The organism is Paraburkholderia fynbosensis (assembly GCF_902859935.1).
GTDB classification, from domain to species: Bacteria; Pseudomonadota; Gammaproteobacteria; order Burkholderiales; family Burkholderiaceae; genus Paraburkholderia; species Paraburkholderia fynbosensis.
Genome location: NZ_CADIKI010000001.1, coordinates 59,456 through 84,431, shown reverse-complemented (window position 1 = coordinate 84,431; position 24,976 = coordinate 59,456). Strand labels below are relative to the sequence as shown.

The 24,976-nt window shown below is 65.8% G+C and carries 20 protein-coding genes; 10 read left to right on the top strand and 10 right to left on the bottom strand.

Annotation, left to right across the window (positions count from 1 at the left end; all coding sequences use genetic code 11):
• The first annotated feature begins 48 nt into the window (after window positions 1-48).
• The gene (locus HV770_RS00380) at window positions 49-2,544 is read left to right on the top strand and encodes a penicillin-binding protein 1A (RefSeq protein ID WP_175157596.1); all 2,496 of its coding nucleotides are present in this window, start codon (window positions 49-51) and stop codon (window positions 2,542-2,544) included.
• A 344-nt stretch (window positions 2,545-2,888) separates the two neighbouring features.
• Here the strand turns inward: HV770_RS00380 and HV770_RS00375 are convergent, their stop codons facing one another.
• Entirely contained in the window at window positions 2,889-4,244 is a 1,356-nt protein-coding gene (locus tag HV770_RS00375) for an MFS transporter (protein WP_175157595.1), read from the bottom strand.
• Between the two features lie 300 nt (window positions 4,245-4,544).
• Here HV770_RS00375 and HV770_RS00370 point away from each other — a divergent pair, with 300 nt between their 5' ends.
• A complete protein-coding gene (locus HV770_RS00370; protein WP_246290656.1) occupies window positions 4,545-4,877 on the top strand; it encodes a hypothetical protein in 333 nt (110 codons plus the stop codon).
• Between the two features lie 355 nt (window positions 4,878-5,232).
• Here the strand turns inward: HV770_RS00370 and HV770_RS00365 are convergent, their stop codons facing one another.
• The 3 genes from HV770_RS00365 to HV770_RS00355 form a co-directional block, all read right to left on the bottom strand.
• Window positions 5,233-5,658 (bottom strand): cupin domain-containing protein, encoded by a 426-nt coding sequence (locus HV770_RS00365; protein WP_175157594.1) that lies wholly within the window; start codon window positions 5,656-5,658, stop codon window positions 5,233-5,235.
• Between the two features lie 5 nt (window positions 5,659-5,663).
• Window positions 5,664-6,362 (bottom strand): FMN-dependent NADH-azoreductase, encoded by a 699-nt coding sequence (locus tag HV770_RS00360; protein WP_175157593.1) that lies wholly within the window; start codon window positions 6,360-6,362, stop codon window positions 5,664-5,666.
• Between the two features lie 315 nt (window positions 6,363-6,677).
• The gene (locus HV770_RS00355) at window positions 6,678-7,739 is read right to left on the bottom strand and encodes a DNA-binding protein (protein WP_175157592.1); all 1,062 of its coding nucleotides are present in this window, start codon (window positions 7,737-7,739) and stop codon (window positions 6,678-6,680) included.
• Between the two features lie 165 nt (window positions 7,740-7,904).
• Between HV770_RS00355 and HV770_RS00350 the strand changes: the two genes are divergently transcribed.
• From HV770_RS00350 to HV770_RS00335, 4 genes are all read left to right on the top strand, one after another.
• Window positions 7,905-9,128, top strand: coding sequence for a tyrosine-type recombinase/integrase (locus HV770_RS00350; RefSeq protein ID WP_175157591.1), 1,224 nt, complete (start codon window positions 7,905-7,907; stop codon window positions 9,126-9,128).
• A 314-nt stretch (window positions 9,129-9,442) separates the two neighbouring features.
• A complete protein-coding gene (locus tag HV770_RS00345; RefSeq protein ID WP_175157590.1) occupies window positions 9,443-10,027 on the top strand; it encodes a DUF2760 domain-containing protein in 585 nt (194 codons plus the stop codon).
• A complete protein-coding gene (locus HV770_RS00340) occupies window positions 10,024-11,871 on the top strand; it encodes an Hsp70 family protein (protein WP_175157589.1) in 1,848 nt (615 codons plus the stop codon). Before HV770_RS00345 ends, HV770_RS00340 begins: the two co-directional genes overlap by 4 nt.
• A gap of 9 nt (window positions 11,872-11,880) precedes the next feature.
• Window positions 11,881-14,808, top strand: coding sequence for an Hsp70 family protein (locus HV770_RS00335; protein ID WP_175157588.1), 2,928 nt, complete (start codon window positions 11,881-11,883; stop codon window positions 14,806-14,808).
• 79 nt (window positions 14,809-14,887) lie between these two features.
• Here the strand turns inward: HV770_RS00335 and HV770_RS00330 are convergent, their stop codons facing one another.
• Window positions 14,888-15,181: a hypothetical protein gene (locus tag HV770_RS00330; RefSeq protein WP_175157587.1), complete on the bottom strand. Its 294-nt coding sequence runs from the start codon at window positions 15,179-15,181 to the stop codon at window positions 14,888-14,890.
• Between the two features lie 266 nt (window positions 15,182-15,447).
• On the bottom strand, window positions 15,448-16,230 hold the full coding sequence (locus HV770_RS00325; protein ID WP_175157586.1) for a glucose 1-dehydrogenase: 783 nt from the start codon (window positions 16,228-16,230) through the stop codon (window positions 15,448-15,450).
• A gap of 132 nt (window positions 16,231-16,362) precedes the next feature.
• Here HV770_RS00325 and HV770_RS00320 point away from each other — a divergent pair, with 132 nt between their 5' ends.
• On the top strand, window positions 16,363-17,271 hold the full coding sequence (locus HV770_RS00320) for a LysR family transcriptional regulator (RefSeq protein ID WP_175157585.1): 909 nt from the start codon (window positions 16,363-16,365) through the stop codon (window positions 17,269-17,271).
• 65 nt (window positions 17,272-17,336) lie between these two features.
• On the opposite strand, the gene HV770_RS00315 is transcribed toward HV770_RS00320, so the two are convergent.
• Window positions 17,337-18,368 (bottom strand): diguanylate cyclase, encoded by a 1,032-nt coding sequence (locus tag HV770_RS00315; RefSeq protein WP_246290654.1) that lies wholly within the window; start codon window positions 18,366-18,368, stop codon window positions 17,337-17,339.
• Window positions 18,369-18,640: 272 nt separating this feature from the next.
• Here HV770_RS00315 and HV770_RS00310 point away from each other — a divergent pair, with 272 nt between their 5' ends.
• Window positions 18,641-19,888 carry an amidohydrolase family protein gene (locus HV770_RS00310; protein ID WP_175157584.1) on the top strand — a complete coding sequence of 416 codons (1,248 nt, stop codon included), beginning with the start codon at window positions 18,641-18,643 and terminating at the stop codon, window positions 19,886-19,888.
• Window positions 19,889-20,025: 137 nt separating this feature from the next.
• Window positions 20,026-20,922, top strand: coding sequence for a LysR family transcriptional regulator (locus HV770_RS00305; protein WP_175157583.1), 897 nt, complete (start codon window positions 20,026-20,028; stop codon window positions 20,920-20,922).
• 57 nt (window positions 20,923-20,979) lie between these two features.
• Here the strand turns inward: HV770_RS00305 and phnX are convergent, their stop codons facing one another.
• Window positions 20,980-21,783: a phosphonoacetaldehyde hydrolase gene (gene phnX, locus HV770_RS00300; RefSeq protein WP_175157582.1), complete on the bottom strand. Its 804-nt coding sequence runs from the start codon at window positions 21,781-21,783 to the stop codon at window positions 20,980-20,982.
• Between the two features lie 32 nt (window positions 21,784-21,815).
• Window positions 21,816-23,054: a 2-aminoethylphosphonate--pyruvate transaminase gene (locus HV770_RS00295; protein ID WP_175157581.1), complete on the bottom strand. Its 1,239-nt coding sequence runs from the start codon at window positions 23,052-23,054 to the stop codon at window positions 21,816-21,818.
• Window positions 23,055-23,181: 127 nt separating this feature from the next.
• On the opposite strand from HV770_RS00295, the gene HV770_RS00290 reads away from it, so the two are divergent.
• Complete coding sequence (locus tag HV770_RS00290; protein ID WP_175157580.1) at window positions 23,182-24,063, top strand: LysR substrate-binding domain-containing protein; 882 nt, start codon at window positions 23,182-23,184, stop codon at window positions 24,061-24,063.
• 150 nt (window positions 24,064-24,213) lie between these two features.
• Here HV770_RS00290 and HV770_RS00285 read toward each other — a convergent pair whose 3' ends face one another.
• Window positions 24,214-24,960, bottom strand: a complete 747-nt coding sequence (locus HV770_RS00285) for a glucose 1-dehydrogenase (RefSeq protein ID WP_175157579.1) — start codon at window positions 24,958-24,960, stop codon at window positions 24,214-24,216.
• Window positions 24,961-24,976 lie beyond the last annotated feature (16 nt).

The following is a 24,976-nucleotide window of genomic DNA, read 5'->3' as shown; positions in this document are numbered from 1 at the left end:
CCGCGCATCTTGGTAGGATTGCGCCTTTCCCGGCAGACGGTAGCAAGCGTGAAGCGCCTCATCCCCTCGTTTCTGGCGGCCCTCGACAAAGGGCTGACCTGCATCAACCCGCACATCGCGCAGGCGCTATGGCACCTGCGCCATCCTACCCGCCGCGGCGTGGCGTGGGCGTGCGCCGCGCTGCCGGTGCTGCTGCTCCTGTATGTGCTGCTGCTGATTCCGTTCACGCCGGGCATCGGCGACATCCGCAAGGCGAAGATCGAGCAGCCGGCGCGGATTCTCTCGGCCGACGGCAAGCTGCTCGCCGAGTTCAAGCCGTCCAACCGCGAGTGGGTCAAGCTCAAGGACATCTCGCCGAACGTGGTCAGCGCGCTGATCGCGACCGAAGATCACCGCTTCTATCAGCATTTCGGCCTCGACTGGCGGCGCACCGCATCGGCCGCGCTGCATACGTTTTCCGGCGACCGTCAGGGCGGCTCGACCATCACGCAGCAGCTCGCGCGCAATCTCTATCCGGACGAGATCGGCCGCGCGCCGACCCTCACGCGCAAGCTCAAGGAAGCGATCACGGCGTTCAAGATCGAAGCGCTCTACAGCAAGGACGAGATTCTCGAAACCTATCTGAACACGGTGCCGTTCCTGTACAACGCGTACGGCATCGAGATGGCAGCACGCACCTATTTCGACAAATCGGCATCCGACCTGAACGTGCTGGAAAGCGCGACGCTCACCGGCATGCTCAAGGGCAACAGCTATTACAACCCGGTGCTGAACCCGGAACGCGCGCTGGATCGCCGCAATACGGTGCTCGCGCAGATGGTCAAGTACGGCAAGCTGACGCCCGCCGCCTACGAGACGCTCAAGCGCCGGCCGCTGCGCATCGATTTCGAGCGTCAGACCGAGCCGCCCGGACCCGCGCCGCACTTCGCGCAGCAACTGCGCAAGTGGCTTGCGGCATGGGCCGATCGCAACGACTACAACATCTACTCCGATGGCCTCGTGGTGCGCACCACCATCGATTCGCGCTTGCAGAACATGGCGACCCAGGCGGTGACGCTGCAGGGCAAGCAGTTGCAGGGCATCGCGAACTCGGCGTGGGGTACGCGCTCGGGATGTTCGAACGGCCGGGACCTGCTGCAGACTTTCCTGCGCGAGACGCCCGAATTCCGCGCCGCCAAAGACGCGGGCCTGAGCGACGACGACGCGCTCAAGCGCGTCGCATCCGATCACGATCTGGTGAAGTCGGTCTGCGAGACGAAAACGCGCGTGCAGGCCGACTTCCTCGCGATGGACCCGCGCAACGGGCAGATCAGGGCATGGGTCGGCAGCCGCGACTTCAGCCAGGACCCGTTCGACCACGTCCAGCAGGCGCGCCGTCAGCCGGGCTCGACTTTCAAGCCGTTCGTCTACGCGGCGGCCTTCGAGGCGGGCGCCAAACCGTCCGATACGCTGGTCGACAAACCCGTCGAAATTCCGCTGGCGGGCGGCGAAGTCTGGCGTCCGAGCGACGAGGACGAACCGAGCGAGCGTGCCATCAGCCTGCGCGACGCGCTCGCGTTTTCGCGTAACCGCATCACCGCGCAGGTGATGGAGACGGTCGGCCCGAATAAGGTCGCGCGCCTCGCCCGCGCGATGGGCGTGCGCGACAGCGAACTCGACCCGGTGCCGTCGCTCGCGCTCGGCACGAGCCCGGTCACGCTCAAGGAAATGGTGTCGGCCTACGGCACGATCGCCAACCTCGGCGGCTATGTCGAGCCAGTGATGGTCACACGCATCGAGGATCGCAACGGCGAGGTGCTGGCCGATTTCGCGCCGGCGCCGTCCCGCCAGGAACTGCCCGCCGACGCCGCCCGCACGCTCGTCGACGTGATGCGCGACGTCGTGAGCCGCGGCACCGGTTCGAGCATCCGCGGCCGCTTCGGCGTGCGCGGCGACGTCGCGGGCAAGACGGGTACGACCCAAGGCAACGCGGACGGCTGGTTCATCCTGATTCATCCGCAACTGGTGGCGGGCGCGTGGGTGGGCTTCAACGACAGCCGGGTCACCTTGCGCAGCGACTACTGGGGGCAGGGGGCGCATAGCGCGCTGCCGATCGTCGGCGACTTCTTCCAGCGCGCGCAACGCTCGCGGCTGGTCGACACGCATGTCAAGTTCGATACGGCGCAGGAACCGGGCTGGTTCGCCGAACGCACCGGCCGCTTGCGCGAGTGGCTCCAGCAGTGGTTGGCGGCGTCGCCGGCCAAACGGGAGAAGCCGGTTGCGCCGCGCAGTCCGGTGCGCCGGGCGCCGGTTGAAACCGTTGCGCCTCAGGCGTCGGCGGCGTCCGCCGTGTCGGAGACCGTGGTCGAGCCGCGCGATTTACCGCCGCTGCTTCAAGCGCCGGGTTCGACGCCGGCGCCCGCAAGCGGCGCGGTCGACGGTGAAGCGCGCGGCGGCGGTGCGCCGGCCATTGCGCCGACGCCCACGCCGGACGATGTGGTGCCGCCGGACGCAGATAGCGCGCCCACCGAAGGGGCGGCGACAAACGGCGGCGCGGCGCACTGAGACTGGAGGAGGCCGCCGCGGGCCTCGCTCCTCGCGGTGCGGCTGCTGCAGTGCGAGCGGAGTATGGGCGTGTCGCTGAGCGAGGCTTCGGTTCCAGTGTTGTCGCCGCTGTCGCCCACGCTCCCCAAAGGCGCCGGTGCGGCCGGCGCGATCGCGTTGATCACAATACGCTCGGGCAGCGCGGCAGGCTCACGAGTCTTTGGCGCCGCAGCACGGTCGTCTCGCCCCAGCGTGGCCGCTTCGGCTCACGCGTCGCGTGGCCTCACCCTCAGGCCGGGCTATCCCGTGCTTCGTGCGCTGCGCGATTGCCCCATCGCGCCGCATCTCTGCCGCACGATCCGCCATTAAGATCGCGCCACATTGGTACCGCCCGCCGCGCGCGAATCCGGGAGCCCGGATGCCGACGCTTCGAGCGACGCATCGTGATGCAGCAGCAGCACCGCCGCGACCCCCACGAGGCCCGCGCCAGACAGGCACAGCAAACCCGCGCCGAAGCCGCCGGTGCTGTCCTTGATCCAGCCCATCGCGAACGGTCCGAAGAATCCCGCCAGATTGCCGAGCGAGTTGATCGCGGCAATCCCGCCCGCTGCCGCCGCGCCCGACAGGAACGCGGCCGGCAACGTCCAGATCACCGGCAGGCAGCCGAAGATGCCGAACCCGGCGATCGACAAGGCGATCATCTTCTGCACCGGATTGTCGAGCCCGGCCGCGGCCGCAATGCCGCCGGCCGCGACCAGCAGCGCGATCGCGACGTGCCATCGGCGTTCGAGCTTGCGGTCCGAATGCCGCCCCCACACCACCATGCTGATCACGCCGACGATATACGGCAGCGACGTCACGAAGCCCGTCTGCAAGTTGGTGAGACCGAAGGACTTGACGATCTGCGGCAGGAAGAAGCTCAGCCCGTAATTGGTCGCGTTCGCGCCGAAGTAGATGAGGGCGATGGCAAGCACGCGCGGATTGATCAGCGCTTCCTTCACGCTGAAGGCGCGCACGGCTTCGCGATGCTCGCGCTCCTGCTTCTGGCGCGCGACCAGCCAGTCGCGTTCTTCGGCAGTGAGCCAGGTGGCGTCGGCGGGCCGGTCCGTCAGATAGAGCAGCACCGCAACCGAAAGTAACACAGCGGGCAGCGCCTCAATCAGATACACCCACTGCCAGCCGGCGAGTCCGCCGTGGCCGTCCAGCGACAGCAACGCGCCGGAAATCGGCCCGCCGATCACCGTGGACAGCGGAATCGCCGCCATGAAATAGCCGACCACGCGGCCGCGATAGGCGGCCGGGAACCATAACGTGAGCAGGAAAATGATGCCGGGAAAGAAGCCTGCTTCAGCCACGCCCAACAGAATGCGCAGGCCATAAAAGACATGCGCGGGCGAGAGTCCGGTGTAGCGCGAAATATCGGGGATGAACGCCATGGCGCCCGCGAGAATGCCCCACGTGAACATGATCCGCGCGATCCAGCGGCGCGCGCCGAAGCGTTCGAGCAGCAGGTTGGACGGCACTTCGAAGAAAAAATACGCGATGAAGAAGACGCCCGCGCCGAAACCGAACGCACTGGCCGACAGGTCGAGCGCCTTGTTCATCTGCAACGCGGCAAAGCCCACGTTGACGCGATCGAGATAGGCGACGAAATAGCAAAGAATCAGGAACGGCACGAGCCGAACCGTGACACGTTTCAGGGTGCGTGCTTCGAGTTCCATCGATGCCTCCTCCGGTTCACTTTCCGGTTGCGTTTGAACGGCGTCGTTACAGACTAGGCGCTGAAGTGCGTTTCCGGAAAGGGTTGACACATGCCGTGATGCCGGAACGAGCCAGCAACGAATGTGCCGCGATGGCAAAAGGGAACGCGCCCGGAATGAAATGACGCGTAGATGCGGCGCAACGTTTCGAAAGATTGTTAATACCCGCGTAACAGTGTTTTCAGGTGGGCAGGCTGATCTCTTGCATGTGATTGCGGATAATTAGCTTTGAAAATCCGCTAGAAAAAGTACAGGTATCACATGGCCCTCCATCATTGCCTTCGACTACTCGAATCCAACCAACGCGTGCGCGGTTTGATCGCAGCCGTGCTCGCGTGTACGAGCCTCGTGGGCTGCGCATCGACGAGCGATGTCGTCGCCAGCGACAAGCCCGGCACTTATACGGTCGCGGCAAGCGCGACAGGCGGGCGCATGGCATGGGCGCGCGCGCACGAACATGCGGTGAACGAAGCGCGCGACTATTGTGAGCGTCGCGGTATGCAAAGCAGCGTCACGACGGAAACCGTCAGCGGTGTGCAGGTGATGTCGCAGCACGCGTCGTCGGTCAGTTTCGAGTGCCATCCGAAGTTCTAGTGCGACGCGGGCAGGGCGCGAGATGCGCTCGCCGTTTTTCGTGGACGCACGTGTGCCTACGTGGGCCGTGAATCACTGGGCCGCCGCAGCATTACAAACCGCGAATCCATCGACGCGTGCATTCGGAAGCCACCACGCCGGCTTTAACGGACCCTTCCTATGACACATGCGGCCGCGACACGCCGTAACTCATAGACGCATCGCAACCGCGACAACCCTCGCGGCAGCACCGGACGCCGCACTGCCTCGTTCGCTGCGCTCGCCATACCCAATGGAAAAATTGCCGACAGGCGGCTTCGACGCGTCAACGGCGCCGGCCGCCCGCGTGGCGGCGACGAGGGCCGCTACCACGCCATCACTTCTTGTCGAACGTGACGAGGTTTTTGTCTTTTGTATCCGCCACGAAAATGGCGAGCAGCTTTGCCGGTTCGGTCGCGCTCGCGTTTTCGCTGACCGTGTGATGGGCGCCGGGCTTCTCGGTCCAGTATTCGCCCGCGTGATAGACGCGCTCTTCGCCATTGTCGACTCGGCTGCGGATCGCGCCCGACAGCACATAGCCGACCACGAAAGCCTGGCCATGCCGATGCGGCGGCGATTTGCCGCCCGCCGCGTAGTCGACCACCAGCGCGGTCATCGTCTTGCCCGGCACGTTCGCAATCGCTTCGGCGAAAGCGGGCGTGATCGTTTCGCGCGCGCTGGTATCGGCGGCGAACGCGGACTGCGAAGCGCCGATGATCGAGAGTCCAGCCAAAGTCGCCGCGATAAGGGCGCGAATCTTCATTGCGTTTACTCCTGACAAAGCGTCATGACTTCATTGTTCGGATCGGCGGCGCGAGCGTGCGGGGTTGCGTGAACCTGCTTCGCCCAATTTGCCGCCACCTCGGCCAATTCCATGCGCGCCCGTTCGAGTGCGTCCGCGCGCGCCTGGAGGTTCGCAAACTGCAGCGGCTGCGCATCGACGAAAGTCGGACTCGCGACACCGAGGAAGCCAAAAGCCGCTTTCAACGCCGGCGTGAGCGCATCCATCGATTCGTAGGGCGAGCCCGCGCGCAAGTCCGCACCGCGGCTCGTGATGAACAGCGCCCTGTGTCGCACGAGTTGCCCGACGGTGTGGCCATCTTCTGAGTGCACGTAGGTGAGGCCGGTGCGCGTGACGCTGTCGATGTACGCCTTGAATGCGGAGGGCATCGACCAGTTGTACATCGGCATTGCAAAAACGAGCGCATCGGCGGCGAGCAGCCGCTCGCACAGCGCATCCGATGCCGCCAGCGTCGCCTTCATCGCCGCCGTACGTTCGTGGGCGGGGGTGTAGGTCGCGATCGCGAAAGCTTCGGTGACGTGCGGCGGGGTATCGACCGTGACGTCCAGGTAGTCGACTTCGAGGTCCACGCGCTCTTCGCGCAGGCGTTCCAGAAAATAGCGGCTCAATGCGCGGGAGTTGGAGCGCTCGCGTTTCGCGCTGGCGTCGACGTGCATGATCTTCATGAGTTCCGTCCTTCCGTTGATGATTGACCCGAGTGCAGATTAAAGGCTCGACTGGCTTGATGAAATGACCGGTTTTGCCTAATTCAAGGTAACCACTTGGAGCGCTGCCGCGACCTGGAAATAGGCCGCGCCATAAAACACTGGAGTATCGGAATCAACTTGGACAACATTTGACTTCGCACAGATCGACCGCATCACTGCGGGGCGCATTGCCAGCGTCGTGACACGCAGGCGGAATGCAAGACGGCGCAGGCGAATCCCGCCACCGTCAACATGCTGAACGCCGCCGCCATCGCATCCACTGCTTGGCGGCGTTCATCGCTTGTCGCCTGGCGGGCGTTTGACGAACGGCCCACCCGAAAAACGGACCGACCCACGCGCCTGAGGCTCGGCCTTCGCGCGGGAACGGCGAGCAGGGCGTCCAGCGGCGGGCTCGGTGCGCGCCGTTTCCAATCGCCTCGACATCGTTTCAAGACGCTGGCGAAGCAGGTCCGTCGAGGCAATCCGCTCAACGAGCAGCGCATCCTTTTCTGCCAGCTGCGCATCGATCGCCGCATATCGCGATTTCGCCGCAGCCAGTTCGGCCTTCGCGGTGGCGAGCCCATCGCGCAAGGCGTCGCGCTCCGAGCGATGCTCGGTCTCCAGTGACGCGATCCGTTCATTGGCCGCTTGCAGTTCCTTGCGCGCGCGGCTGGCCGCCGCCCGTTCGCTCTCAATTTCAAGCAAGGCACGCTTTTCGGTCGCCGCCAGCCGCTGTTCGTTCAGATCGTGCGACTGACGCAGTTTGGCCAGCTCCGCGGCGAAGTCGCGTCGTGCGTCCGCCAGTGCGGCTGCGCCTGCCGAGATTTCGTCCTTCGAGACAGCGAGTTGCCTGCTCAGCATGTCGTTGGCTGTTTGGAGTTCGACGAGGCGCGCTTCAAGCCCGCTGATCTGCTGGCCCAGCGCGGCGGCGCTGCTGGCGGCCTGATCAGCTTTCAGCACCGCGTCATTGCGCTGCGCTTCCATGTCCTGCGCCTGCCGGCGAGCGGCGGCGATGTCCGACTGCGCGTCCTGCCTGAATACGTCCAGCGCGGCCGTCGCTGCGTCGCTCGACAGCCGCCACAGGTTGGCGGCCAGTTCGCCCGCGGCCTTGGCGACCTCGGGTGGCAAGTCCGGACGGCCGACGTCGACGCGGGTCTTTTCGCGCACTTCGACCCAGAAGTCGCGCAGCGCCTTGGCCGGCGCGCTCATGCTGCCTTTGCGCACTAGTTGGTAGAGCCGGTTGGCGGTCGGCGTTTCGCCGTATCGGAAGAACATCAGCGCGCAAACCTCGCGATACAGCGCTTGCGTGTCGGCGGCGTGTTCTCGAACAGCTTCAATGTCGGATTCGAGTGTCATCGGCGCGGGGCAACCCTAAAAAGAAGGAATGTGTTGATAATACAACGTAAATCGCGAGCAATGCGACATTCACGCATTTCAAACACGACATTAGTACTATAATGTCGTGTATTATCTATAGTCGACTGATTTGGCGTTTTCCTCGCAATCTGGAGCCCTCAAACCGTGCCCAATGCCCAACTAGCCACTGTGCAGCCCGTCGAATCGCTCGCTGTGCCGGAAAGTCTCGATGGCCGCGACGGCACCAATCGCGGCGCGATCGAGAATTCCCAGCTCTCGGCCCGCAACGATCTGGATGCCGTGCGCGCATGGCTATCGAATTACGCCGACACGAAAACCACCTTCGACAACTACCGCAAGGAAGCCGAGCGGCTGCTGCTGTGGGCGGTCGTGCAACTGGGCAAGCCGCTATCGTCGCTGACGCACGAGGATCTGCTGGGGTTCAAGACGTTTCTCGTGAATCCACAGCCCGCCAGCCGTTGGGTATCGGCCAACGGCGGCAAATATCCGCGCGGCGACGAGCGCTGGCGGCCGTTCAACGGGCCGCTGTCGCCGGCCAGCCAGCGGCAGGCGCTGATCATCCTGAACGCGATGTTCACGTGGCTGGTCAACGCCGGCTATTTGCGCGGCAATCCGATGGCCTTGCTGCGGCAACGGGCCAAACGCTCGGCGCCGCGCGTCACGCGCTATCTGTCGACGTCGCTTTGGGATGAAGTGAAGCTCTTCGTCGAACAACTGCCGCAGGACACCGACGCGCAACGCGCCTACTACGCACGCTGCCGCTGGCTGACCACGCTGTTCTATCTGCAGGGCATGCGGATCTCCGAAGTCGCCGGCGGCCAGATGGGCAGCTTTTTTCGCAGGCTCGGCGCGGACGGCAAAGATCAATGGTGGCTGGAAACGCTGGGCAAGGGCGACAAGGAGCGCATCGTCCCCGTCTCGGCCGAACTGGTCGAGGAGTTACGCAGCTACCGGACCCAGAATGGTCTCGCCGCCCTGCCCACCCGCTCCGAGGAAACGCCGCTCGTGATTCCGTTCAAGGGCAGAAACCGCTGTCTGTCGCGCTCCGCGATCCATGACGCGATCAAGGGCATTTTCAGCGGCGCGGCGTCGTGGCTGCGCGCGCGAGGTCCGGAGTTCGGCGATCGCGCCGATGAACTCGAACGGGCGTCGGCTCACTGGCTGCGCCACACCGCAGGTTCCCATCAGGCCGATGGGGGCGTCGACCTGCGCACCATCCGCGACAACCTCGGACACGTGTCGCTCAATACGACGAGTCTTTATCTGCACACGGAAGATGACGCGCGGCACAAGGAAACCGTTAATCGTCACCGAATGAATTGGGATGCGGGCACGAGCAAAGACGATGAACCGGGCAATGCGCAATGACGCGAGATTGTGTGACGGGAGAGCGGCTTTAGACGAGTCCGCCCACCTCGCAACAACCTGCCAATCTCGCCCGATTGCCCGCTAGAATGGCCGCCTTTGTCCGCGTCGGGCGCGCCGCGAGGCAAAATACGGCTTTTGCGCGCGTCGCACGCGCCGCGATTGCCGCTGAATCACTACCGGCTGCAAGCTTGCCGCCGGCCTTCGCAAACCTGCACGACGGCGGCCCGAGCAGGCCCAGCCAAGGTCTACGCGGCCCGTCGCGTGCGGCGCAGCCAGGACAGCTCGTCCTTTAACAGAGCACCTCAGGAGCATTTATGACCGATTCGAACCCATCCTTCCTCGGCAGGATTTCACTTGCCGTCGGCACGTTTTTCAGCATCCTCGGCGATGGCGAATTCGCCGCCGGCGTGCTGCGTCTGCGTAGAGGCGAAACCCTGGGCGAAACCGCGGGCGCAAGTGCGCCGACGCAGGCACCGACCCCGGCTCCCGCGCCGCAACCCGCCCCAACGCTAAAGGAAGCCAGCCCCGATGCCGCGCTGCAACTGCTCGGCCTGCTGCAACGCGACGCGCGCTTCATCGATTTCGTCGAAGAAGACATCAAGAACTACAGCGACGCCGACATCGGCGCCGCCGCGCGCCTCGTCCACGACGGCTGCCGCGCGACGCTGCGCGAGCATTTCACGATCCGCCCGGTGCGCGACGAAGCCGAAGGCGCGCGCGTCACGCTCGTCGAAGGTTTCGACGCGAGTTCGATCCGCCTGACCGGAAATGTCGTCGGAAAAGCGCCGTTCAACGGCAGCATCAGCCATCGCGGCTGGCGCGTCGACGAGGTTCGTCTGCCGAAAGTCGCCGAGAGCCACAACGCCAAGGTCATCGCACCGGCGGAGGTGGAACTGTGAGCGACGCACGCTATTCGATCGGCATCGACCTCGGCACTACGCACTGCGCGCTGTCCTACGTGGACACGAGCGCGAGCGACGGCGAAAAAACCACCCAGGGCGTGCTGCCGATCGCCCAACTGACCGGCCCCGGCGCCATCGATAACCTCGATCTGCTGCCCTCCTTCCTCTATCTGCCGCATCCGGACGAACTGGCCTCGGGCGATCTCTATCTGCCTTGGACCGGCCAGCGCGAGTTCGCGGTCGGCGAGTTCGCCCGCAGCCGCGGCGCGGCCACGCCGATCCGGCTCGTGTCGAGCGCGAAGAGCTGGCTGTGCCATCCGGGCGTCGATCGCCGCGCGGCGATTCTGCCCAACGACGCACCGCCCGAAGTCGCGCGCGTGTCGCCGCTCGAAAGCTCGGTGCGCTATCTGACGCACCTGCGCGAAGCCTGGGACCACGCACATCCGGACGCGCCGTTTGCCGACCAGGACATCACGGTGACGATCCCCGCCTCGTTCGATCCGGCCGCGCGCGAGTTGACCGCCGAAGCCGCCGAGGCTGCGGGCTTTAGCCGCATGACGCTGCTCGAGGAACCGCAAGCCGCGCTCTATAGCTGGATTCAGAAGAGCGCCGGCGGCTGGCGCAAGCAGGTCAAGGTCGGCGACATCATCCTCGTGGTCGACGTGGGCGGCGGCACGACCGACCTCTCGCTGATCGCGGTGATCGAGCGCGACGGCAATCTCGAACTGCATCGCATCGCGGTCGGCGAACACATCCTGCTCGGCGGCGACAACATGGACCTCGCGCTCGCACACGTGGTCGCGCGCAAGCTCGCGGCCCAAGGCACCCAGGCCGACGCGTGGCAACTGCGCGCCCTCACCTACGCGTGCCGCTCGGCCAAGGAAACGCTGCTCAGCGACCCCGCCACCGATGCGGTGCCGCTCGTCGTGCCGAGCCGCGGCTCGAAGCTGATCGGCGGCTCGATCCGCACCGAACTGACGCGCGCGGAGTTGACGCAGACGATCCTCGAAGGCTTCTTCCCGCAGGTGGACAGCGCGGCCCGGCCGGTCAGCCGCGCGCGCGTCGGTCTGACGCAACTCGGCTTGCCGTACGCGCAGGACGCGGGCATCACGCGGCATTTGGCGGCGTTCCTCGGCCGTCAGGTCGGCGCGCTTGCCGAAATCGAAGGCTTGCGCGATCACGCGGTCGAAGGCGCGAGCTTCCTGCACCCCACCGCCGTGCTGTTCAACGGCGGCGTGTTCAAGTCGCCGCTGCTGGTCGAGCGCATCATGGGCACGCTCAACCAATGGCTCACGGCGGAAGGCGCGGCGCCGGCGCGCCTGCTCGAAGGCGCGGACCTCGATCTCGCGGTCGCGCGCGGCGCGGCCTACTACGGCTACGTGCGACGCGGCCAGGGCGTGCGGATTCGCGGCGGCACCGCGCGCGCGTACTACATCGCAATCGAATCGGCGATGCCGGCCGTGCCCGGGCTCGAGCCGCCGGTGCAGGCGCTGTGCGTCGCGCCGTTCGGCATGGAGGAAGGCACCGAGGCTGAGTTGCCCGCGCAGGAATTCGGTCTCGTGGTTGGCGAGCCGGTGCACTTCCGCTTCTTCGGGTCGTCGGTGCGTCGTCAGGATCAGGTCGGCACGCTGCTCGACTTCTGGGGTCCCGAGGAATTGCAGGAACTCGAGGAAATCCAGGCGACGCTGCCCGCCGCCGGCCGTACCGCCGGTGAAGTCGTGCCGGTGAAGCTGCATGCGCGCGTCACCGAAGCGGGCACGCTCGAACTGGAAGCGATGCCGCGCGGCTCCGACGAACGCTGGAAAGTCGAGTTCGACGTGCGCGGCAGCGCGTCGGCGTAACGTGCCTGCGTGAGCGAGATGAAGCGCTACAGCGTCGGCATCGATCTGGGCACCAGCAACACGGTGCTCGCCTATGCGCAGGCCGGCGCACAGGACGGCGCTGCGCTGATCCGGGTGTTCGAGATCGAGCAATTGGTGAGTCCCGGCGAGGTCGCCGCGCGGCCGCTGCTGCCCTCGGTGCGCTATCACGCGGGCGCGGGCGAGCTGAGCGCGGGCGATCTGCAATTGCCGTGGTCCACGGCGGATCGCGCAGCCGCGCACGCGCCGCCGCCCGTCGTGATCGGCCGGCTCGCGCGCGTGCTGGGCGCGCAGGTGCCGGGGCGGCTCGTGACGAGCGCGAAAAGCTGGCTGTCGCACGCGTCGGTCGACCGTGTGGCGCCGATCCTGCCGTGGGGCGCCGCCGACGATGTCCGCAAAGTCTCGCCCGTCGACGCGAGCGCGAGTTATCTCGCGCACGTGCGCGCCGCGTGGAATCAACGCTTCCCCGACGCTCCGCTCGAACAGCAGGACGTCGTGCTCACGGTGCCGGCGTCGTTCGACGAAGGTGCGCGCGCGCTGACCGTCGAAGCGGCGCGTCTCGCCGGTCTGCCTGAGCTGCGGCTGCTCGAAGAGCCGCAGGCGGCGTTCTACGACTGGCTGTTTCATCATCGCGAGCAGCTTGCGAGCGAGCTCGCGCACACGCGCCTCGTGCTGATCTGTGACGTCGGCGGCGGCACCACCGACCTCACGCTGATCGAAGTGGGCATGAAAGACGGCGAGCCGCAACTCACGCGCATCGGCGTGGGTAATCATCTGATGCTCGGCGGCGACAATATGGATCTTGCGCTCGCGCATCTGGTCGAGGCACGGCTGCCGGGTGGCGATGCGCGCACGCCGAATTCACGTTTATCGGCGGCGAGCCTGTCGCAGCTGGTCGAGCGCTGCCGCAGCGCGAAAGAACAACTGCTCGGCCCGCAGGCGCCCGATTCGGCTTCGATCACGTTGCTCGGCGCGGGGTCGAAGCTGATCGGCGGTGCACGTACCGCGCAAGTGACGCGTGACGAGGTCGAGCGCGTCATCGTCGAGGGGTTTTTTCCGGCGGTGGCGTCGCACGAACGGCCAGGCAGGCCGCGCGGCGCGATCGTCGAGTTCGGCCTGCCCTATGCGACCGATGCAGCGGTCACGCGGCATATCGCGGCGTTTTTGAGCCGGTTCGCGGCGCAGTCGCGCAAGGCGCTGGGTAGCGGGGCTGATGAGAGCACGCGTTTTCGCGCAGGCGGCGCCCCTGACGTCGGCGGTGCATCCGGTGAAAACGGCGCACCCAGCGGCGGCGCAGGCACCGACGAGGCCCTTCCCGTACCCGACACCCTTCTCCTGAACGGCGGCGTCTTCCGTGCGCAAGCGCTCACGCAACGTCTCGCCGATACCCTCGGCATGTGGCGCGGCGCCCCGCTCAACGTGCTGCACAACGACAATCCCGATGTGGCCGTCGCGCGCGGCGCGGTCGCGTATTCGCTGGCGCGCGCGGGCAACGCGCCGAAAATCGGCGGCGGCTCGCCGCGCAGCTACTTCCTCGTGCTCGACGGCGGCGCCGACGGCAAGTCCACGGCCGAACCCGCGCAACGCGGCATCTGCCTGCTGCCGCGCGGCACCGAAGAAGGCCACGAGATCCTGATCGCCGATCGGACCTTCGCATTGCGCCTCGGACATCCGGTGCGCTTTCATCTGGTGTCCTCGAGCGCGGACACGGTTTATCAGGCCGGCGAACTGATCGATCTGGCGGACGGCGACTTCGTGCGCCTGCCGCCGATCGCCACCGTCGTGCAACCGCGCGGCGAGCGCAACGCGCGCGAAACCCTCGTACGGATCGCCACGTCGCTCACCGAAGTGGGCACGCTCGACGTGCACTGCATCGAACGCGACGATCCTGCGCAGCGCTGGCTGCTCGAATTCCAGTTGCGCGGCGAGGACGCGCGAGTGCATCTCCCCGCCGACTCCGCCTCGGCCCGTCATCCGGCGGCCGAGCGCGCGATCGAACAGATCGACCGCTGCTTCGGTTCGCGTGCGCAAAACGTCGACCCGAAAGAAGTCAAACGGCTGCGCTCGCAACTCGAACAGTTGCTCGGCCCGCGCGAAAGCTGGAACAGCGCGTTGCTGCGCGAACTGTTCGGCGCGCTGTGGGAACGCGCGCGGCGCCGCCGCCGTTCCGCGGATCACGAACGGCTCTGGCTGAATCTCGCCGGCTATTGCGTGCGGCCTGGCTTCGGCTATCCGCTCGATGAATGGCGCGTCGAACAGCTGTGGTCGCTGTTCGACGACGGCATTCAATACGTCAACGACAGCCAGGTCTGGTCGGAGTGGTGGACGCTCTGGCGCCGCGCCGCGGGCGGCCTCGGCGAGAGCGCGCAACTGCGCGTGCTCGATGCGATGGCGTACCTGCAGACGGCCGCGCAGTCGCGTCACAAGCTGCCGTTCGATGTCGCGAAAACAGGCCTCGCCGATATGGTTAGATTGAGCGCGTCGCTCGAACGCATTCCGGTCGAACGCAAGATCGAACTCGGCGAGTCGGTGCTGACGCGGCTGAAGAAGCCCGCTGAAAATCATCAGAGCTGGTGGGCGGTCGGGCGCATTGGCGCGCGGCGCCCGTTCTACGGCAGCGCGCATAGCGTCGTGCCGCCGGAGATCGCCGGACCATGGCTGACCACGATCCTCGCGCTCGACTGGAAGAAAGTCGACCCTGCGGCGTTCGCCGCCGTGCAGATCGCGCGCATGACCGGTGACCGCTCACGCGATCTGCCCGACGAGTTGCGTCAGACGGTCGTACGCCGGCTCGAAGCAGCCAGTGCGCCGCGCGCGTGGATCACGATGGTGAGCGAGAGCGTCGAGCTCGACAACGCAGACGAAGGCCGCGTGTTCGGCGAGTCGTTGCCGGTGGGGCTGAAGCTGATCGCAAGTTGAGGCTCGCGGCTTTTACGTAGCGTCACGGCCGCATTGGGGCCAGTTGAACGCCTCGGCTCGACTGCCCTCCCCCTCGCAATCAACACGCCTCGAAACTCAGGACGGCCTGCGCCGCCGGTAGATTGTTGCGCTGCCTCAGGCTTTCCGCCAACAGTTCGCGAAAGATGCTCACCGTGTCGGGACCGTATCGCAGGTGAAATTCCTGAAACACCTCGGTAATCGCGATGCGCTGCGTCGCCGGGCTGCACGTGCTGGCAATGTACGAACTGCCGCGCGCCAACTCTATCTGATAGATCGATTTGTAAAGCGTCTTCTCGACCTGCAGGTTGCGCTTGCAGCCCTGTTTGCCGCCACGCTTTCTCTCGTTGGGCATCGTTGTTTTCTCCGCGGTTTTCGATGCGCGGCGCCGACCGATACCCGCGCTCCCGCCGACTATGTAAACAACTACACCTTAAGGAAACCTTATGCGTGGCCGGAAAGCGGCATGCCGGGTCCGCCATTTTCCTGCACCCATTGCACGCGTTGCCGATTTAGTCGCTCCTGCTCGATCCGGCAGCGTTGCACCTGCCGCCGCATGTAAAAAAGGCCGGTTATCCCGGCCCTCTTCACGCTATGTCGGTCTTCGTGTTGCCCTGCCGATTAAACCTGCACCATCCCGCCGTCGACGAACAACTCGATTCCCGTGATGTAGCTCGCGTCGTCCGAGGCGAGGAACGAGACGGCCTTCGCGATTTCGTCCGGTTCGCCGACACGGCCGAGCGGCGTGGTCGCGCTGACATGCTGCCGGTACGCGTCGATCTGCTCGTCGCTCATGTGCAGCTCCGACTTGTACGCGGGCGTGACCACCACCCCGGGCGCGACCACGTTCACACGAATATCGCGGCCCTTGAGATCCGATGCCCAGGTGCGCGCAAACGAACGCAATGCCGCCTTGGTCGCCGCGTACACGCCGAACGCCGGGACGCCCTGAATCGAGGTGACCGAGCCCGTGAGCACGATCGCGCTGCCGCGCGGCATCAATGGCAACGCTTTTTGCACCGTGAACAGCGTGCCTTTGACGTTGATGTCGAAGTACTTGTCGAACTGCGTTTCAGTGATTTCGCCCAGCGGTGAGAACTCGCCGCCGCCCGCATTCGCAAACAGAATGTCGAGCCGCTGATGGGCGGCCTGCACCGTGCTGAACATCCGGTCGAGATCGGCGGCCGACGAAATGTCGGCGCGAATCGCGACCGCGCCGTGCCCGATGCGCTCCACCGCTTCGTCGAGTTCCGCCTGACGCCGGCCGGTAATGTAGACCGTCGCGCCTTCCCGGGCGAAACGGGTCGCGGCGGCAAGGCCGATGCCGCTGCTGCCGCCGGTGACCAGTACGATCTTGCCGGCATGTTTGGTGGTGTGGATGTTTCCTTGCATGGACTGATTCATGGCTCGCTCCGTGATGTGTGAGGTCGGCTGACCCAGTGACGACAGCTTATTTCAGGCACAAGTGGAGATAAATACGTATCCTGTGGTTTCTTTATTCACTGCTGTGGATAATCACCCGAAGCCAGAGGTCTCATGGATCACCTGCAAGCCATCCGCATCTTCGCCCGGGTCGTAGAAACCGGCGGATTCAGCCGCGCAGCGCAATCGATGCAGATGCCCAACGCGACCGTGAGCAAGTGGGTCCGTTCGCTCGAAGACCACCTCGGTGTGAAGCTGCTCGAACGCAGCACGCGCAGCGTCAACGTCACGACCGAGGGCGTTGCCTATTACGAACGCATTCAGCCGTTGCTCACCGAACTCGACGATATCGAGGCCACGTTGGGACGCGACCGCGCGAATCCGCGCGGCGCGTTGCGCGTCGACACCGGCGGCTCGACCGCGAGCGGCATTCTGATTCCCGCACTGCCGGCGTTTTGCGCGCGTTATCCGGACATTCAGCTGCAGTTGAGCGTGACGGACCGCACCGCCGACCTGATTGCCGAGAACATCGATTGCGCGATTCGCAGCACCGCGGACGACCCCGCGCTCGTCACGCACGCGATCGGCACGCTGCGCTGGACCACCTGCGCAAGCCCGGCATATCTGGCCGCGCATGGCAGACCGTTGCACCCGCAGCAGATCGTCGATGACGGGCACGCGGTCGTCGGTTACTTTTCCGCGAGCAGCGGTGTCACGCAACCGTTGCGCTTCGACAGGGACGGCGAGTCGATCGTGCTGGGCGACGTGCGCAGTACGGTGCTGGTGAGCGAAAGCAACGCGCATCTCGCGACTGCGCTGGCGGGCCTCGGTATCGTGCACACGCTCGATTTCATGGTGCGCCCGGCGATTGCGCGCGGCGAACTCGTGCCGATTCTCACCGACTGGCGGCCCGCGCCGCTGCAGGTTTATCTCGCGTATCCGCCGAGCCGGCGCTACAGCGCGAAGGTGCGTGTGTTCGCCGACTGGGTGAGCCAGATTTACGCCAATCTTCAGGATGGCTGATGGACGCGCCGCTCGCCTCGTGCGCGGCCGTTCACCGAACGCCTTCACCAGCGAAGTGCTGCGCCCTACGCCATCGTCACCTGGTTCCTGCCGCCATGCTTCGAACGATATAACGCGCGGTCCGCGCTCGCGAAGCCATCGCGATGCGCGGGCCGCGCGTGCTCGCTGATGCGTGTCAACGACGCCCCCACGCTCACCGACACCACGCCGAGCGGCGAGGCGCGATGCTCGATCGCCAGATCGACGACGCCCTGCCGCAGCGTTTCGAGCGTATCGGCAAGCGCTGCAGCCTCCGCGTGCAGCACCAGCAGTCCGAACTCTTCGCCACCCATGCGTCCGACGACGATGCGTTCGCCATCGGCCGCCGCTTGCATCACGGAAGCCACTTTGCGCAGACAATGATCGCCGGCCTGGTGGCCGTAGGTGTCGTTGTATTGCTTGAACCAGTCGACGTCGACCACCACCGACCCCATCACGTCGCCGTCCCGCGCTTCCTTCCAGCGCCGCGCGATGCTCTCGAGCAGAAAGCGCCGGTTGTACAACTGCGTGAGCGGATCGATCGCGGTGGCCGTGCGCATTTTCAGATCGTTTTCGATCATCGCGCGCAGATGGTAGAACACACCCTGCTGCCCCGCGTCGAGCCGGCCGGGTGACGGGTCCATCGCGCACAACGCGCCGACGATCTCGCCATTCGGCGCGCGCAGCGCGATCGCCGCATAGAAGCGCACGAACGGATAGCGCTGCACCAGCATGCATTCGCCGAAGCGGCTGTCGTCGTGCGCGTCTTCGATAACGAATAGATCCTCGTCGCGCACCGCATAGTCGGCGAGCGACCGGGCCCGCGTGACGAGCGGCATCGCCATGCCGACCTCGGCACGGTAATGCTGGTACTCCTCGTCGAGCAGGGTGATCGCGGTGATCGCCGCGCCGGTCACGCTCTTGAGGATTTCCGCCGCATGGGTAAAACACTCGCGCATCACCTGGTCGTCGTGCAACAGCCACTCGATGACCGAAGACTCCAGCTCGGGTTCGCCGGGGGCGAACGGATCGACGGCCATCCGGCTGGAGAGACGGTCGTTACTGTGAGCGAGTTGCACGGCTGGATCCCGGAAGGTGATTAGCCTATGTCAACGGCATAAACGTATGAAACTTGAGCGCTTCGGAGCGCGCGCGATGAGCGCTTTCGACGGCGCACCGGACGACGCGCAACCCGGCGGCGCGATCGGCGCGCGGCCACGCGAAGTACAATCACACGCCAGCCGCGCGCCATCTTCGTTTGCCTGCCGATTGGGCAGCGCGCTTCATTCAACTGACCATTGCCGGCGGCCCGCCGCGCGCGGCGCTTATCCGTGCTGCCGTCAACCTGCTCATGACCACCACCGCCCCCTCCCGTACGACGAACGCGACGAACCCGACGAACGCCTGGCTCATCACGAACGTGCGCCAGACCGATGGCGCACGCGTGGACGTGTCGTTCGCCGACGGCCGCATCGCGGCCATCGGTCCGGACCTCGCGCGCGAGCCCGGCATCGCGATCGAAGACGGTGCGGATGCGCTGCTACTGCCTGGTTTCGTCGAAGGTCATACGCATCTGGACAAGACCCACTGGGGCATGCGCTGGTATCGCAACGAGGTCGGGCCGAAGCTGACCGAGCGCATCGAGAACGAACGGCGCTGGCGCGCGCAGGGCGGCCACGACGCGGGCGCGCAGTCGCTCGCGCTGGCCCGCGCGTTTCTGCTTGCGGGCACGACGCGACTGCGCACGCACGTCGATATCGATACCGAGGCGGGTCTGCGCCACCTCGAAGGCGTGCTGGCTACGCGCGCCGCGCTGCGCGACGTGCTCGACCTGCAGATCGTCGCGTTTCCGCAATCGGGACTGCTTGGCCGCCCGGGCACCGACGCGTTGCTCGATCGCGCGTTGAGCGCGGGCGCCGACGTGCTCGGCGCGCTCGACCCGGCGCTGATCGACGGCGATCCGGTGGCGTCGCTAGACTTGACGTTCGGCCTCGCGCAGCGTCATCAGAAGCCGATCGACATTCATCTGCACGAGCCCGGCGAAATCGGCGCATTCACACTCGGTCTTCTGCTCGACCGCGTCGCGGCGCTCGGCATGCAAGGCCAGGTGGTGGTGAGTCACGCGTTCTGTCTCGGCGCGCTGCCCGAGCGCGAACGTGATGTGCTGCTCGCGCGCCTCGCCGAACTGCGCGTCGCGCTGCTGACGACCGCGCCGCCGTCGACGCCGGTGCCGCCGCTGCATGCCTGCATCGACAAGGGTGTCACGTTGTTCGGCGGCAACGACGGCATTCGCGACACGTGGACGCCGTACGGTTCGCCGGACATGCTCGAACGCGCGATGCTGATCGCCATGCGCTACAACCTGCGCCGCGATGACGACCTCGCGCTCGCGTTCGATTGCGTGAGCGGCACGGCCGCACGCGGTTGCGGATTCACCCACTACGGATTGCAGACGGGCGCACGCGCCGACCTCGTGCTGGTGGACGCCGACACGCTCGCCCATGCGATCGTCGCGCGGCCGGCCCGCAGACTCGTGGTGGCGAGCGGCCGGATCGTCGCGCGCGCCGGCGCACACGCGCAGCATCAGCCGGGCGGCTGAAACGCGCGACACGGCGCAGGCGGGAGCGGTCGCCACAGCCGTTGCCGCGCCGGCACCTCGCGCTACACCCCACGCCACTGGCGTCCACCCACACGCACGCACACGCAGGCACGCACGAACACGTTTCCCGCACTCACATGATCAATCTCTTTCAGGCCATGCAGGCATTCGTCAAGGTCGCCGACGCGGGCAGCTTCGCGCAGGCCGCGGCGCACCTCGGCGTCTCGACCTCGGTCGTGACGCGCCACGTGTCGAGCCTCGAACAGCATCTCGGCATTCGCCTGTTCCAGCGCACCACGCGCAAGGTCGTGCTGACGGAGGCCGGCGCGGAGTATGCCGATGGTTGCCGCGTGCTGCTTGCCGAGCTCGAAGAAGTCGAATCACGCGCGACCACGACCTCGAAGGAAGTCGCCGGCGATCTGCGTATCGTCGCGCTGGGCAGCTTCTCGCTGTTTCGCCTCACGCCATTGTTCGCGGAGTACCAGGCCAGGTTTGCGCACGTGAATCTGCGTGTCACGCTGACGGAAAAGCGCGTCGATCTGCTCGAAGGCGGTTTCGACGTGGGGATCGTGACCGAGCATATGATCCGCTCGGAATCGCTGGTAGTGCGGCGCCTGCTCAAGTCGCACGCGGTGCCGGTGGCGTCGGCCGCCTATCTCGCGCAGGCCGGCCAGCCCGCGAGGCCTGCCGATCTCGCGGGGCATCGGGTGATCGCAGCGCCACTCGACACGAGCCCGCCAAGCTGGATCTTCAGCAAGGACGGCGGCAACGACGAGAGCGTCGCGCTCGATGCGTCGTTCACGGTCAACAGCATGATCATGCAGAAACAGGCGGCGCTGGGCGCGATGGGCATCGCGTTGCTGCCGCTGGAGATGGTCGCCGACGAATTGCGCGCCGGCACGCTGGTGCGCATACTCGGCGACTACACGATGCTCAATGGCGACGTCGCGGTGTCGCTGGTGTATCCGAGCCGCGAGTTCGTGCCGCGCAAGGTGCGGGAATTCATCGATCTGGCGGTGGGATATTTCGAGTGAGCTGACGGGCATGGCGCGCGGCTGGTCGCTTCATCCCGCTCAGCTGGCGTCACCGCATCACGGCCGCTCGCCTCGCGCGAGACGCGCGTCGATGTCGTACGCCACCGGCATCAGATCGGCGACGCTGTCGATCACATAATGCGCGCCCGCCGCCTGCAACTTCTCGAACGCCGCGTGACGGCGCGACGCGAACTCATCCGGCGACAATGCCTTGACCTGCGCTTCGGTCATCCCGAACGCGTTGCCGCTCACCGCAACGCCGACCGTCCACGTCCCGGCGTTGAGACCCTCCTCGATCCCGACCGCGGTGTCGTCGACCTTGATGACCTCCTTCGCGCGCCAGACGCCGAGCGCCGGCAGCGTCCTGTAGATCATGTACGGCGACGGCCGCCCTTCGGGCGTATCGCCCGTGCAGACGATGCTGTCCGGCGAGAATCCCTGCGCCGCCGCGCCCGGCACGATCTCGTCGATGATCTCGCGCGTATAGCCGGTGGTCGTGCCGATGCGGATGTCGTCCTCGCGCAGCGCGCTCACCACTTCGGCTACGCCCGGAATCACCGTGCTGTAGCTCGCCGCCACCGCGATGTTCTTCGGCACGAACACGTCGTAGATGGCGTCGATGTCGGCTTCGTTCGGCGCGTGCCCGTATTTGTCGGTCCAGGCTCGCGCGACGCGCGGCAACGCCATCAGCGCGGCGATATGCGGACGCTTGGCCATGCCCATCGGGCCGCGCGCTTCGTCGATCGTGATCGGAACGCCGAACTGCTCGAAGGTCTCGACGAACGCACCCATCGGTGCGAGCGAACCGTAGTCGACCACCGTGCCGGCCCAGTCGAAAATTACCGCTTTAACGTGTTTCATTGGTTTCAATCCTCATCAGGTGGCCTCATCGATCATTCCGCTTGCGCCAACGCCTTGCGTTCTTCGAGCGCCGTCGCCGGCGCCGCCGCATGGTCGACGCCGAGCGCCCGCAACGATGCGGCGCAGGCCTGCACCACGCGGCGCATCACGTGCTCATCGACCTGGCCGATGCAGCCGATGCGAAAGCTCTCCGCCACAGTCAGCTTGCCTGGATAGATGATGAAACCCTGCTGTTTCATCAATTCATAAAAGCGCGCGAATTCGAACGACGGATGCGCCGGCGCAAAAAACGTCACGATGATCGGCGAGCGCCAGCGTGCATTCAGCAGCGGCTCGAAGCCGAGCGCCTGCATGCCCTCGACCAGCACGTCGCGATTGTTCGCGTATCGCGCGAGGCGCCCAGGCTGGCCGCCTTCGAGCGTGTGCAGACGCAGCGCCTCGATAAACGCGGCCACCGTGTGGGTGGGCGGCGTGAAGCGCCACTGGCCGGTGCGGTTCATCACGTCCCATTGATCGTGCACGTCGAGCGCGAGCGAATGGCTGCGGCCCTTCGCTTCCTGCAAGGCGCGCTTGCGCGCGATCACGAAGCCGAAACCGGGCACGCCCTCGATGCATTTGTTCGCCGACGACACGAACGCCTCGCAGGCCGTCTCGCGCACGTCGAGCGGCACGGCGCCGAACGCGCTCATCGAATCGATCAGCAGCTTGCGGCCTTTTTTTGCGGTGGCCGCGGCGATCTCCGCGAGCGGATTGAGAATCCCCGAGCTGGTTTCGCAATGCACTGCGACCACGTGCGTAATGCGCGGATCGGCATTCAGCATGCGTTCGATTTCCGCGCCGCGCGGCGGCAGGTAGTCGCCCTTGTCGAGCAGCGTGTAGGCGCGGCCCAGGTAGCCGAGCGTGGTGGCGATGCGTTTGCCGTACGCGCCGTTCGCGAGCACGAGCGCGTGGCCATCGCGCGGCATCAGACTGCCGAGCATCGCTTCGACGCAATAGCTGCCGCTGCCTTGCAGCGGCACGCAGTCGTAGTCGCTAGCGGGGTTGTCCGCACCGGCGCCCGCGATGTCGAGCAGGCTCGCACGCAACTGCGCGGTCATGGCGCGGAAATCGCCGTCCCACGAGCCCCAGTCGCGCAGCATCGCTTCTTTGGTCGAGCGCGCGGTGGTGAGCGGCCCCGGCGTCAATAGATACGGTTCGCCGCTCGCAGGCGCGGCGCATGGCAGCGCGCCGGCCGCGGTTGAAGAGGTTGAACGACCGATCGCGCTTTCCATGTGCGGAACTCCGGTATTGCTATGTCGATGCGTGACACAGTACAGACCCGGATGGCATCGGTAAAATCGATATAATCGATGACGGTATCGTCAAAACTTATTGCTCGAAACGAGCGGCGAGGCACACGTGCAATACGCGCAATTGCGGGCGTTTCATGCGGTCGCGGAACACGGCGGGTTTTCGAAAGCGGCACAGGCGTTGTCGCTGACGCAGCCGGCGGTGTCGGACCACGTGCGGCGGCTGGAGCAGGATTACGGCGTCAAGCTGTTCGAACGCGGTCCACGCGGCGTCGAAACCACCGAACTGGGCTTGCGTCTGTTTGCCGTGACGCGCCACATGCTCGGTTGCGAGCGCGACGCGCGGCAACTACTGGAGTCGGCGGGCGGGCTGGAGTCCGGCTCGCTCTCGCTGGCCGCCGATGCGCCCGATCTCGCGGTCACGCTGATCGGCGCGTTTCGCAAGCTGCATCCCGGGATCGTCGTGACGCTGTCGATCGCCAATGCGGCGGACTGCATGCAGCGCGTGCTGGCGAGCGCGGTCGACGCGGCCATTACCGCCGCGCCGCAAGTGCACAGCCGGCTGGAGTCGCGCGTGTTGCGGCGCGACCCGCTGGTGGCGATGGTGCCGGCCGGCGATCCGGTCGCGAAGAAACGCAGGCTGAGCTACGCGGAACTGGTCAAACAGCCGATGATTTTCCGCGAGTCGCAATCGGTCACACAGCAACTGCTCGAAATCGAGCTGGTGCGCGAGTCTTTGCAGGTGGAGCCCGTGATGTACGTGGACGGGCGCGAGGCGTTGGAAGAAGCGGTCGCGCAAGGCCTCGGCGTCGGCGTGATTGCGCGCGCCGAATTCAACGAGTCACGGCGGATCAGGATCATCCCGCTGCAGGATTGCCGGGTGCAGATGATCGAGTCGCTCACGCGGCTCGCCGAGCGGCCGGGGTCGAATCTGCTGGACGCGTTGTTCGCGGTGCAATTGCCGGGCGCGGCTGCGATTGCGGCTGGATGAAAGTGTGAAGTGCCCGGCAGGTGATGACGGGGTTTTGAGGCGAGTCACTTGCCAGGCGTTGTACTTCTCTGCTGCTGTACTGTCAGGCATGCGGTTGCGACCACCGTCCTTTCGCAGGCCGCACCGCACACCATCGCACGACAAACTCGCTCAGCGCGAGCCGCCGCTCGCAATCAGACTCTCGCCCGTCAGCCAGCGCGAATCGTTTGAGGCGAGGAACACGACGACATCCGCGATATCGTCAGGTTGGCCGATGCGTCCGAGCGGCGTCGTGCCGAGCGCCCATGCTTCGAGGTCCGAACCAATGATCCCCGCGCTATGCGCGCCTTCGGTCGCGACCATGCCCGGATTCACGGAATTCACGCGAATCTTGCGCGCACCGAGTTCCTTCGCGAGCACGCCCGTAATGCCGTCCACCGCGCCTTTGGTCGCCGTATACACCGCGCTGCCCGGCGGCGTGATGCGGCTCACCACCGAGCTGACGTTGACGATGCTGCCGCCTTCGCCGAGATGCTTGACCGCCGCCTGCGTGGTCAACAGCAGACCCAGCACGTTCACATTGAAATGCTTGTGGAAGTGCTCTTCGGTGATCTCCTCGATCGGCGAAAACTCATACACGCCCGAGTTGTTGACGAGGATGTCGAGACGGCCATAGGTTTCGACCGCCGTGTCGATGATGCCTTGCGCGTCGGCTGCCTTGGCGACGTCGCCGCCGACCGCGATGGCCTTGCCGCCCGCCGCGGTGATCGCTTCGACGACGCTCTCGGCGCCTGCCTTGCTGGACGCGTAGTTCACTACCACCGATGCGCCCTGCGCCGCCAATGCTTTCGCAATGGCCGCGCCGATGCCTTTCGATCCGCCGGTTACGACCGCGACTTTACCTGTGAGCTTGCTCATGATCATGTCCTTTCAA

Coding starts and splice junctions, on each gene's coding strand:
- HV770_RS00375 (WP_175157595.1), bottom strand. CDS start 4,244: ATGGAACTCGAAGCACGCACCCTGAAACGTGTCACGGTTCGGCTCGTG.
- HV770_RS00370 (WP_246290656.1), top strand. CDS start 4,545: ATGGCCCTCCATCATTGCCTTCGACTACTCGAATCCAACCAACGCGTG.
- HV770_RS00365 (WP_175157594.1), bottom strand. CDS start 5,658: ATGAAGATTCGCGCCCTTATCGCGGCGACTTTGGCTGGACTCTCGATC.
- HV770_RS00360 (WP_175157593.1), bottom strand. CDS start 6,362: ATGAAGATCATGCACGTCGACGCCAGCGCGAAACGCGAGCGCTCCAAC.
- HV770_RS00355 (WP_175157592.1), bottom strand. CDS start 7,739: ATGACACTCGAATCCGACATTGAAGCTGTTCGAGAACACGCCGCCGAC.
- HV770_RS00345 (WP_175157590.1), top strand. CDS start 9,443: ATGACCGATTCGAACCCATCCTTCCTCGGCAGGATTTCACTTGCCGTC.
- HV770_RS00330 (WP_175157587.1), bottom strand. CDS start 15,181: ATGCCCAACGAGAGAAAGCGTGGCGGCAAACAGGGCTGCAAGCGCAAC.
- HV770_RS00325 (WP_175157586.1), bottom strand. CDS start 16,230: ATGAATCAGTCCATGCAAGGAAACATCCACACCACCAAACATGCCGGC.
- HV770_RS00320 (WP_175157585.1), top strand. CDS start 16,363: ATGGATCACCTGCAAGCCATCCGCATCTTCGCCCGGGTCGTAGAAACC.
- HV770_RS00310 (WP_175157584.1), top strand. CDS start 18,641: ATGACCACCACCGCCCCCTCCCGTACGACGAACGCGACGAACCCGACG.
- HV770_RS00305 (WP_175157583.1), top strand. CDS start 20,026: ATGATCAATCTCTTTCAGGCCATGCAGGCATTCGTCAAGGTCGCCGAC.
- phnX (WP_175157582.1), bottom strand. CDS start 21,783: ATGAAACACGTTAAAGCGGTAATTTTCGACTGGGCCGGCACGGTGGTC.
- HV770_RS00295 (WP_175157581.1), bottom strand. CDS start 23,054: ATGGAAAGCGCGATCGGTCGTTCAACCTCTTCAACCGCGGCCGGCGCG.
- HV770_RS00285 (WP_175157579.1), bottom strand. CDS start 24,960: ATGAGCAAGCTCACAGGTAAAGTCGCGGTCGTAACCGGCGGATCGAAA.